Below are 10,369 nucleotides of genomic sequence, written 5' to 3'. Positions count from 1 at the left end.
TGGAAATGATGAGTTTATCGAATACATTGTATTCTCTTCAAAATATGATCTCGTCACAATCGAATGATATCGATGAAAAAATTGATCGATTAAGAAAGGCTAAAAATGATATTAGTCATGAACAAAACCTCCTCTTACAAGAAATCAAGCGAATCAAACAACCAGATTTAGGAAATGAGTGGACGGGTAAACGGGCAAACGACTTTGATAAAGAGCGCGAAGAGGCATACAATGTGATGCAAAAAATAGGGGAAACCGATTATTCTGATTACCAGCGATTAATAGAAAACAAGATAAATAGCTTAGAAATTGAACAAAGCTTTTTAAACATCACAAAAGCCATTGCCTATGAAGCTGGTCAATTAGTTGAAAAAGGCGAAGATGCAGTTGACGAGCTGGCAAATAAAATAAACGATATACAAAGGCGGTTACTATAATGGCGGAAATTAAATTAAATTATGAAACCGTAATAAAAGAGTTGAATGAAGTAAAGTCAGCGCTTGCCAATGTGAAAATTGCTCCGCCGCAAGCTAGTACACTAGGCAAAAACAAATTAGATTTCACAACCTATTGGCTTGAACGAGAAGCGAGAATCCATCAACTGATTAATGAGTATGTAGAAATTGTTGATAAGAATATAGAAGATACGAAGGCAAATGTACGCTCATTAAAGGAACAGGATGAAGCAATAACAACAAAAGTGAAAGCGCCTTGATCAGCTCCGACACCTCGAGGGGCTAGGCGCTGGAACTGGATGACAAGAAACTAAAGGAGGCCAAGAGTAGATTGTGAAGGTACTTGAAGCAAAGACATTAATTGATTCAATGGAATCCAGATCACAAGAGTACAGTGAATTACGGGAAAAGCTTGAACAAGTAAAAAGAAAATGCAATGATATCGTCAATCTAGACAATCAGTTCAAAGGAAAAGGAGCCGATGCCATCAAAGGCTTTTACCAAGCACAAATCGATGTTGTAGAAGCCTGGCTCCGCCTCATTGATCGCAACAGGGCATTTTTTAATGGAATATCAGGAAATGCCGCAGACAATGATCTATCAGGAGATACAGTTGTCCATGTTCCATTTCTAGAAGATGAACTCACACATCACATGAAAAATCACAAAGAAATGGTCGCAAGCCAGCAAGATGAACTTCAAAAAATCATCAACCGCATTGATGATCTTGTCTCATTAACTGTTTTCTCCAAAGCCTCCTTTGATAGCAATATGGAACAAGCAGATAAGGATCGAAAAGAAACAATCAGTGCAGTTGATCAACTTGACAATGACCTAAAATCAGAATACACCTTATCAGAAGGTGACGAACAATATACCATCGCACTCTTCCAGCAGCTAATCGAAGCATCCCGCCAAGGCAGCACCATCTCACCTATCCACTTCAACGCAGAAGCCTATAAAGCAAGTGATGTTTATCAGCTGAAGGAGCAAGCTGAAAAGCAAACAAGTGAATACCTCACATTCAAAGATGAACAGGAAAAATTCAGAGAACAGCTAAAGCGGCAAGAGGAGCTCGAAAACCGCCCATGGTACGAAAAAACATGGGACGGCATCAAAACATTCACAGGAGAATTAACAGGCTACTACGATTATATCCGGGCATCAGAAGGAGTTGACCCGGTCACTGGAGAAACCTTAACAACAGGACAGCGTGTCGCCGCTGGAGCCATGGCAGCCGCAGGCTTCATCCCAGTCGTCGGCTGGGCAGGCCGAATCTTCAAGGGCGGCAGCGCCATCTACAAAACTGCTAAAGGCATGCATGCCGCCAACCAAGCACTTGATGTTTACAGAACAGCTAATACCTTCTCAACCCTCGAAAAGGCAGAGATGGGCATTTATGGGCTTGTATCTGCCAATGGGTTTAGTGAGTATTTGACAGGTAAAGATATGTTTGGGAATGAATTGACGGAAGAGCAGAAGCAGAATAGCCTGAATCAGGCGCTTGGGTTGTTGGCTGTTGGTGGATTGGCATTTGCACCACAGATTGTTCGAAACGGGAAAATGGTTAGTGATGAAACAATCAAAAAAGCGCATGAGCTAGCGATGAAAACGAAGGTTGGGGCTTATAGTTTTATAGATGATGTTAAAAATGGAGCAAGAATTGCATTCAATCCAAATGGTAATTTTGCATTTGCCGGCAATACTCCCAACTTGCCGATGAATGTGATGGAATCTTCATCAGTTAAGAAGGAATTAAACAGAGTCTTGTCGAAGATTTCTGTTGGTAGTGTTAGTAAGGGTATAGATAATGTGAATAGACTTATTCCAGGGAAGCCAGGTATTGTAACAGGGGGTAACTCTAACAAGTTAGGTAAAAATATGATAGAGGGGATGGGACTTAAACGTTCTACAAAATGGAGTGGTTATCAAGCACAACATATAATTCCTTCTGAGATGGCAAATAATCCTGTTATTCAAAAAATAGGAATGAATTTCGACGACTCATCTAATGGTATTTTTCTAAGAGTGCCAGCTAATGATATAAGTCCAATGTCTAGGCACAGGGGGTATCATTCTGTTTATAATGAAGTAGTTGAAAGAGCATTAAACAAAATGGATATTAACCATAGTGTCGATAGTTTACAAAAACAAGTTTATGAGTTACAAAATAATCTAAGGAAATTGCAAGAGAATGGTTTACCTTTATATCCTAGTCAAGGTGCAACAGTAGAACTTTGGGAACGAAAGCTTAAACAACTGGAAGAATAATTGTATGAGGGAATATAGTAAGGAGGTATGTTCTAATGGATAAGAAAGATATTAGTTTCCTTGAAGAATTACTTTATAATACAGATAAAGACTATACAATCAGTCAGTTAACGAATACAGACAACCCTTTACTACTTCATTTTTTTGCTGCAAATTATAATTGGAATATCGGATTTGATGTACCAAATGCTATTTTAGAAAATGAGGCCTGTGATTTAGGGACGGGTTTACTAATGTTTCATTATGCAGACGGATATCGTATGTTAGAAAATTCAAATGAAGTTTCAAGTTCTTCTTTAGAGGAATGGAAAGATTTTTTGAGTAAGATTTACAATAAACTTATAAACTTACAATTTAAATCTCAGAATATTTCCTTTGATCCCGAGTTAACAAAAATTCAAAAGTTTAAGTTGAAAAAGAATAACCCTAACATTCCTGATATTCTTATTAGTAAATCACCAGGCGATGAGGTTGATCTTCCTAAAATATAATGTGATTGTTTTATAACCTTGATTGGCATTATGCCTTTCAAGGTTTTTTAATAGATCTAGATATCTTCTTAATGCATAGGCTTCATTCCAATCGTCGGCTGAGTAGGCTGCATCTTTAAATGAGGCAACGTCATCAGGGTTGGGACTTATAGTTTCATAGATGATGTTAAAAATGGAGCAAGAATTGCATTCAATCCAAATGGTAATTTTGCATTTGCCGGCAATACTCCCAACTTGCCGATGAATGTGATGGAATCTTCATCAGTTAAGAAGGTAATAGATGATGTAGTGTCGAAGATATCTGTTGATAGTGTTGGTAAGAGTATAGGTAAAGATTTAAGTAAGAGTCCAAGGAATAAGCCAGGGGTTGTAAATGAAAGCTTTAAGTTAGATAGAAGTCTTCAAACACAGACCAAGCTTATGTATAATAATGGAGCAATAGGTATAATACCTAAAGAAATAAGAGATAAACTAATAGGCAAACAATTTAATTCCTTTGATGATTTTAGAAAAGAGTTTTGGAAGTCTGTAGCAAATTCAAGCTTTGCAAAAGAGTTTAACAACCGAAATGTTTCAAGGATGTTAGAAGGAAATGCTCCTATTGCTCCTAAAGTTGAACATTATGGTAAACATAAGTCATATATACTTCATCATAAACAGCCTATAGACAAGGGTGGAGAAGTATACAATCTTGATAATTTAATGATTACTTCACCAAAAATGCACCAAAATATTTTAGACCTTGCTTATCATTTTGGAAAGAAAGGGCAGTAATTAATGGAAGGTGGAAAAAATGAGTAAAAAGTTATCTAAAGAGGAATTAGTTGAACTAGTAAATAAAATATGTAATCCTAAGCTATCTGATGAAGAAGTAAGTGAATATATAGATATTTTAGAAGACAATGTTCCTCATCCAGCTCCTAGTGACTTAATTTTTTGGAATGATGAGGATTTATCACCAGAGGAAGTAGTAGAGATTGCCTTAGCATATAAAGAAGAAAAATAATTGTATTTAGAACACGTATTAGTAGAACCTTGAATGGCTATTTGTCATTCAAGGTTTCTTTTTTATAAAAAACTTGAATATGCTTGGGCAAAAGCTTTAAGAGAAGGTCAAGCCATAGGCACGCACACCGCCGAACAAGTTTTAAGCAATAGAAGAAGTAAGTTAATGAACGGATTTCAGCGGACAGATAAGTATCAATATTCAAAATATCTTATATACAATGAGGTTGATCTATTTGAAAGAATAGAACGATAGGAATTAGAAAAATCTTGCAAATTTTTTAGATTATTTTGCAACTCTCAACGTTTATCTTGCAACTTTCCCCATTAATCTTGCAACTCCTCCTCCTGATCAAAATTCCTTCCCATATCAAATCTTCTAAATCAGTAAAACCTCCCCCTCTTTACAAAATCCTAACAAGAAATTAACAAAATTCTGATAGTTTCTACAAACTTTTCATTTAATCTATTAAATAGGTCGGAAGTTATAGAACGAGGAGAATGAAAAAGAATTGTTGTTCCAAAACCATACTTAGGGGGAAGAATGATGAGAAGCAAAGGAAGTCTTCGTCGATTTGGTGTGTTTTCGTTAGCAGGGATTTTATTACTTTCTAGTAATCCAGTTATTCCAGATCATGTAAGTGCTGAACCAGATGCTAGTTCGAAGCTGATCATTAATGAAGTTTATGGCGGCGGAGGAAAGGAGTCTAAGGATGGAAGTGTGAAGGCTCCTTATAAGAATGATTTTATTGAATTGTACAACTCGACAAATGAAGATGTAGCCCTTGATGAGTTTACGTTAACATATACGAACAGTAAAGGAGATACGGTTCAAACATTCCAATTTACTGATGGTCAAGTCATCAAAGCAAATGATTATTTCCTTCTCCGCGGTGAGGCAACATTAGGTGATGAGGGTGACAAAGGATTTGGGGACGTTTTTGCTGCTGATGCGTATTATGATACTCCTAATGCAGGAATTGGGATGAGTGATGAAAAAGGAAACGTTGAGCTTAAAAAGAACGAAACAGTCATTGATGCCCTTTCTTATGGTGAACCTGATACGATAAAGGGAGAAGGATCACCAATCACAGGAATCACATTCGATACGTCTGTGAGACGAATCAATTTTACAGATACAAATAACAACAGTGCTGATTTTGAGGTCGTTACTCCATCGCCAACAATGTCTGGCTATACTGAAGGCGATGTTGAACTGATTGAACTTACAAAGATTGCAGATATTAAGACACAAGCAAAACTTATAGGTCAGCATGTGACAGTAGAGGGGCAAGTTTCTGCAGCAAATGTGAAAGCAAGTGCAGATGGTAGTATGTTATATACGTACATTCAGGATGATAGTGGTGCACTTAATGCCATCGGTTTAGATGCTAAAAAAGGACAAAGAGTGCAATTGACAGGTATGGTGCAAGAAGTGAATGGGGAAATTTCCCTTTTAATCGAACAAGTTATAGTGCTTGATGAGAGTGAAGCAGATGTACCTGTTGCATCGGTTTCTTCTAACGAAGCTTTAGCACTTGAAGGCTATCAAGTAAGTGTAACAGGTGATGTAACGGCTAAAACAGAGAACACTCTAACGCTCAATAATGAGCTGTCTGTGTATTTTGATTCTACAGTAGGTTTAACAGCCAATATTGAAGAAGGACAATCTGTTACTGTGACTGGTGTGATGGCGCCTAATCAACAGGGACAATTAAACCTTGTTGTAAGCAGCATGGACGATCTTGCTGTAAATGAAGAGGAAAAGATTCCGAATACAGTAGAGCTTGAGAAGATTGCCGGCTACAGCACAGGTTTAATGTAACAGCAATCTCTGCAGGAAAAGCGGATATAACTGTTATGACAAATGGCGGAAGCATCGTGCTGCTGCTGAAATCACGGTTACACAGCCAGCAGTACCTGAAGAAGATGAAAAGGATACACCACAGCCAGAATCAAATAATGACTCAAATTATGAAAACAATGATCAAGGAATAAAAACAGAAGATAAAGCGGCAATGCCTTGCCAGAAACAGCTACTGCAAATTATCAATTCCTTTTATGGGGAAAAGTGATCCTTTTATCTGGCGGAATCTTGCTTGTCATTTATAAACGTAAAAGCACAATAAACGAATAATCCAAAAAAGTGCCTATCTCCATCTTTCAGGGAGGGCACTTTTGTTTTATATTATTCACTTGCACTTTCTTCAAATAATTTAGAAATTTCAATCACTGTATTTGTTGCTTTGATCATATTCTCAACAGAGATAAATTCAAATTTCCCGTGGAAGTTTTCCCCTCCAGTGAAAATATTAGGTGTCGGCAATCCCATATAAGAAAGCTGTGAGCCGTCAGTACCTCCGCGTATTGGTTCGACAATTGGCTCGATTCCTAATTTCTCCATAGCTTGATGAGCGATATCGACGATGTACTTAACAGGCTCAATTTTGTCTTTCATATTATAGTACTGATCATTCATTTCCAAGATGACGGATTCTTGCCCATAGACGCTTTTGAATTCTTCAACAAGCGCTGTAATCTTTTCTTTTCTTGCTTGAAATTGCAGCTTGTCATGGTCGCGAATAATATAGTGCAGCTTTGTTTTTTCCACATTACCAGTAAAGGAAAGTAAATGATAGAAGCCATCATAGCCTTCTGTGAATTCCGGTGCTTCCATCTGTGGAAGCTTGCTGTTGAACGCCATCGCTATTTTAGCAGAGTTCACCATCTTTGCTTTAGCCGTTCCAGGGTGAACATTATTTCCTTTGAACGTAATTTTCGCGGCGGCAGCATTAAAGCTTTCATATTGAAGTTCGCCAAGAGGGCCGCCATCCACTGTGTAAGCAAAATCAGCATGAAAGGCTGTCACATCAAATTTATGTGGACCTCTGCCAATTTCTTCGTCAGGTGTAAACGCAACTCTTATTTTCCCGTGCTTGATTTCGGGATGCTTAATCAAGAAAGCCATTGCTGTCATAATTTCAGCAATACCGGCTTTGTTATCGGCACCTAGTAATGTGGTACCGTCAGTTGTAATCAATGTATGTCCTGTATAATTAGCTAAATTTGGAAAGTGAGCGGGTGAAAGGACAATATGTAAAGGTTCATTTAACGTAATATCTTTTCCATCATAATTTTCAACGATTTGTGGGTTCACATTTTTGCCTGTGAAATCAGTAGCAGTATCGACATGTGCTAAAAACCCAATCGTAGGCACACTTTTTTCCGTGTTTGCAGGGAGAGTGGCCATAACATATCCATTTTCATCGATGGACACATCATTCATACCAATCTCATTTAGTTCCTTCACAAGCATATTTGCAAGAGTCAACTGCCCAGGTGTAGAGGGACATGTTTCAATGTCTTCATTTGATTGAGTATCCACTTTCACGTAACGAATAAATCTTTCAATGATCTCGTTTTTCATATGAACGTCCTTCTTTCTAAAATTAGGATAATTTCATCTCAGAATAACTGTAAGTAGAAGCCGGAAGATTTCGCTAACCACATATGGGAAATAGGAAACCCGCCTGAGGGAAGCCTCACTTTATCTTATCACTTTGGCTGAAAGATCGCATGCAAAGCATATTTAGGCAAAGAAAAACCATTGGGAACAAACCCAATGGCTCGGTAGGTGTGCTTATACGCCGCGTCTTGCAAAATCAACAAACCGGAACTTATCAAGTCGATGGCGCGATTCCGTATATTGAAACAAGCTGGCATTATCTAAGTGCACATAGTTTTTAACGACAACAATATGAGAAAATCCTTCTAAGTCAAGGTATGTGCGATCTTCCTCGGTACAGTCCTCAACAACAATCTCTTTTTTGGCAAAGCTAATATTCAGTTGCAGCTCATTTTCCAGATAATCATAGATAGACCCTTCACAAATTTGCTTTGTTAAGGTTGGAACATAATCCTTTAGGAAATAGTCCTTATCTAAAATAATCTTTTCTCCGCCAATTGTTCTTGAGCGAATCACCTTCCAGATTTCATCTTTATTTGAAGCGTTCAGTTGTTGCTTAATAAAGGGATCTGGCTTAATTAACCCAAAATCATGAACAGTTGTAATAGATTCCTTTTTGAGGTTTTTAGAAACTTCTTTAAAACTCACTAATCCCGAAATCGGAAAGCTCATTTTTTGCACATCAAGGACAATTGAACCTTTGCCGCGGATTTTTTGAATAAAACCATTTTGCGATAAGAGGTTTAAGGCTTTGCGAATGGTTTCCCTGCTTGTATCGTGTATGTCTGCTAAGTCGTTCTCAGAAGGAAGCGCATTGCCTGCTTTTATTTCACCAGACTTTATTTTATCTGTCCATTCTTTATAAATGGCAAGGTATTTATTCTTTTTCATCTTTATCACCGTTACTATCTTATCATGAATAACTGGCTCCGGTTAATCTCTTGCTAAATAATAAACAACTGATTCATAAGGACGAAGCTCCATTTTTTCAAAATGATTGGCTGTATCTGCGTAGTTAGAAAGCAATTGCTTTCTTGAAAATCCATTCACATTGATATGCTTCGGTAATTCAAATGTTGTTGGCTTCTCATAGAAATTATTAATGACTAATAGTTTTTCCTTAGGAGTTGTTCTTATATACGCGAATATTTGTTGATCATCTTGTAAAAGCAGTTCATATTCACCATCAGTGATAATGTCGTATTCTTTTCTTAATGAGATGAGCTTTTGGTAATGATAAAAAATAGAGTCTAGATCATTTACTGCACTTTCAGCATTTATTTCTTTATAATTGTTTGCTACTTCAATCCATGGCATTCCAGTTGTGAAGCCTGCGTGTTCAGTAGAATTCCATTGAACTGGAGTTCTGGAATTATCACGTGATTTCCGCCTTAATATTTCAAGAATTTCTCCTTCTGATAGACCTTTTTCCTTTAAAATATTGTACATATTTAATGATTCAACATCACGATATTGATCAATCGAAGTGTACTTAGGATCTGTCATTCCGAATTCTTCGCCTTGGTAAATGTATGGCGTGCCTTGCATCATATGAATCGTTGTAGCAAGCATTTTCGCTGACTCCCGATGATATTTTCCGTCATTTCCATAGCGTGAAACAACTCTTGGCTGGTCATGATTACACCAAAAAAGTGCATTCCAGCCGCCGCCCTTGTTCATGCCAGATTGCCATGTTGATAAAATGTTTTTCAAAGAAAGGAAATCCATTTCACCAATAGCCCATTTTTCACCATTTGGATAATCAACCTTTAAATGATGGAAATTAAACGTCATGCTTAATTCTTGACGGTCTGGATTCGAATATTTAATGCAATGGTCAATTGTCGTTGAAGACATTTCACCAACTGTCATACTATCGTATTTTGAAAACACTTCTTTGTTCATTTCATGGATATAGTCATGAACACGAGGGCCATCTGTGTAAAATCTTCTTCCATCACCTGGTGGAATTGAGCCATCATCATTTGGGAATTCTTGATCTTTTGAGATTAAATTAATAACATCAAGACGGAAGCCATCAACACCTTTTTTAAACCAAAAATCCATCATGTTGTACACTTCTTTACGAAGTTCTTCATTTTCCCAATTTAAATCAGCCTGTGTCACATCAAATAAATGGAGATAATATTGATCTGTTTTCTCGTCAAATTCCCAGGCAGGTCCGCCAAACTTGGATTCCCAATTAGTAGGTAGTGAACCATCTTCATTCGAATCTTTCCAAATGTAGAAATCCCGGTAAGGATTATCCTTTGATGAAGAAGCCTGCTTGAACCACTCATGTTCTGTTGAAGTGTGATTCACGACAATATCCATGATGATTTTTATACCGCGTTTATGTGCTTGGTCTACTAAACGGTCAAAATCAGCCATCGTTCCATATTCTTCATGAATCGTAAAATAATCACTGATGTCGTATCCGTTGTCACGTTGTGGTGATGCATAGATTGGTGTGAGCCAAATCACATCTACACCTAATTTATTTAAATAATCCAACTTTTCAATAATACCCTGTAAATCGCCTACACCATTGCCTTGTGTATCATTAAAGCTTTTCGGATAAATTTGATAAACAACTGCTTTTTTCCACCATGTTTTACTCATTTATATCAACTCCTATTTATTATATCTAGGTTAAAGCCTGAGCCCTAAATCTTTTACAA

9 protein-coding genes and 1 pseudogene are annotated in these 10,369 nt (G+C 37.3%); 7 read left to right on the top strand and 3 right to left on the bottom strand.

Annotated elements, in window-relative coordinates; all coding sequences use genetic code 11:
* The first annotated feature begins 8 nt into the window (after positions 1-8).
* The 7 genes and pseudogenes from GMB29_RS26180 to GMB29_RS26150 all read left to right on the top strand — a co-directional run bounded on the left by GMB29_RS26180 (position 9) and on the right by GMB29_RS26150 (position 6,047).
* Positions 9-437, top strand: coding sequence for a YwqH-like family protein (locus GMB29_RS26180; RefSeq protein WP_168733905.1), 429 nt, complete (start codon positions 9-11; stop codon positions 435-437).
* A complete protein-coding gene (locus tag GMB29_RS26175) occupies positions 437-715 on the top strand; it encodes a YwqI/YxiC family protein (protein ID WP_136356115.1) in 279 nt (92 codons plus the stop codon). Before GMB29_RS26180 ends, GMB29_RS26175 begins: the two co-directional genes overlap by 1 nt.
* A 73-nt stretch (positions 716-788) precedes the next feature.
* Complete coding sequence (locus GMB29_RS26170) at positions 789-2,726, top strand: T7SS effector LXG polymorphic toxin (protein WP_155443954.1); 1,938 nt, start codon at positions 789-791, stop codon at positions 2,724-2,726.
* Between the two features lie 35 nt (positions 2,727-2,761).
* On the top strand, positions 2,762-3,217 hold the full coding sequence (locus GMB29_RS26165) for a DUF4274 domain-containing protein (RefSeq protein WP_136359336.1): 456 nt from the start codon (positions 2,762-2,764) through the stop codon (positions 3,215-3,217).
* Positions 3,218-3,556: 339 nt separating this feature from the next.
* Positions 3,557-3,991, top strand: a pseudogene (locus tag GMB29_RS26160) (hypothetical protein); the annotation flags it as partial.
* 19 nt (positions 3,992-4,010) lie between these two features.
* Positions 4,011-4,223 (top strand): bacteriocin immunity protein, encoded by a 213-nt coding sequence (locus GMB29_RS26155; protein WP_136357837.1) that lies wholly within the window; start codon positions 4,011-4,013, stop codon positions 4,221-4,223.
* Between the two features lie 546 nt (positions 4,224-4,769).
* A complete protein-coding gene (locus tag GMB29_RS26150; protein ID WP_168733953.1) occupies positions 4,770-6,047 on the top strand; it encodes a lamin tail domain-containing protein in 1,278 nt (425 codons plus the stop codon).
* Positions 6,048-6,410: 363 nt separating this feature from the next.
* Here the strand turns inward: GMB29_RS26150 and pepT are convergent, their stop codons facing one another.
* From pepT to treC, 3 genes are all read right to left on the bottom strand, one after another.
* Positions 6,411-7,649 carry a peptidase T gene (gene pepT, locus GMB29_RS26140; protein WP_136357831.1) on the bottom strand — a complete coding sequence of 413 codons (1,239 nt, stop codon included), beginning with the start codon at positions 7,647-7,649 and terminating at the stop codon, positions 6,411-6,413.
* Between the two features lie 213 nt (positions 7,650-7,862).
* Positions 7,863-8,579 (bottom strand): trehalose operon repressor, encoded by a 717-nt coding sequence (gene treR, locus GMB29_RS26135; RefSeq protein WP_136357829.1) that lies wholly within the window; start codon positions 8,577-8,579, stop codon positions 7,863-7,865.
* Between the two features lie 42 nt (positions 8,580-8,621).
* On the bottom strand, positions 8,622-10,310 hold the full coding sequence (treC, locus tag GMB29_RS26130) for an alpha,alpha-phosphotrehalase (protein WP_136357827.1): 1,689 nt from the start codon (positions 10,308-10,310) through the stop codon (positions 8,622-8,624).
* Positions 10,311-10,369: the final 59 nt, after the last annotated feature.

Source organism: Metabacillus sediminilitoris, assembly GCF_009720625.1.
In the GTDB taxonomy this organism is placed as follows: Bacteria; Bacillota; Bacilli; order Bacillales; family Bacillaceae; genus Metabacillus; species Metabacillus sediminilitoris.
This window is presented reverse-complemented; position numbering and strand designations above follow the sequence as displayed.

Excerpts from the sequence above, each read along its gene's own strand:
- treC (WP_136357827.1), bottom strand. The coding sequence starts at position 10,310 with ATGAGTAAAACATGGTGGAAAAAAGCAGTTGTTTATCAAATTTATCCG.
- GMB29_RS26150 (WP_168733953.1), top strand. The coding sequence starts at position 4,770 with ATGAGAAGCAAAGGAAGTCTTCGTCGATTTGGTGTGTTTTCGTTAGCA.
- GMB29_RS26180 (WP_168733905.1), top strand. The coding sequence starts at position 9 with ATGAGTTTATCGAATACATTGTATTCTCTTCAAAATATGATCTCGTCA.
- treR (WP_136357829.1), bottom strand. The coding sequence starts at position 8,579 with ATGAAAAAGAATAAATACCTTGCCATTTATAAAGAATGGACAGATAAA.
- GMB29_RS26175 (WP_136356115.1), top strand. The coding sequence starts at position 437 with ATGGCGGAAATTAAATTAAATTATGAAACCGTAATAAAAGAGTTGAAT.
- GMB29_RS26155 (WP_136357837.1), top strand. The coding sequence starts at position 4,011 with ATGAGTAAAAAGTTATCTAAAGAGGAATTAGTTGAACTAGTAAATAAA.
- pepT (WP_136357831.1), bottom strand. The coding sequence starts at position 7,649 with ATGAAAAACGAGATCATTGAAAGATTTATTCGTTACGTGAAAGTGGAT.
- GMB29_RS26165 (WP_136359336.1), top strand. The coding sequence starts at position 2,762 with ATGGATAAGAAAGATATTAGTTTCCTTGAAGAATTACTTTATAATACA.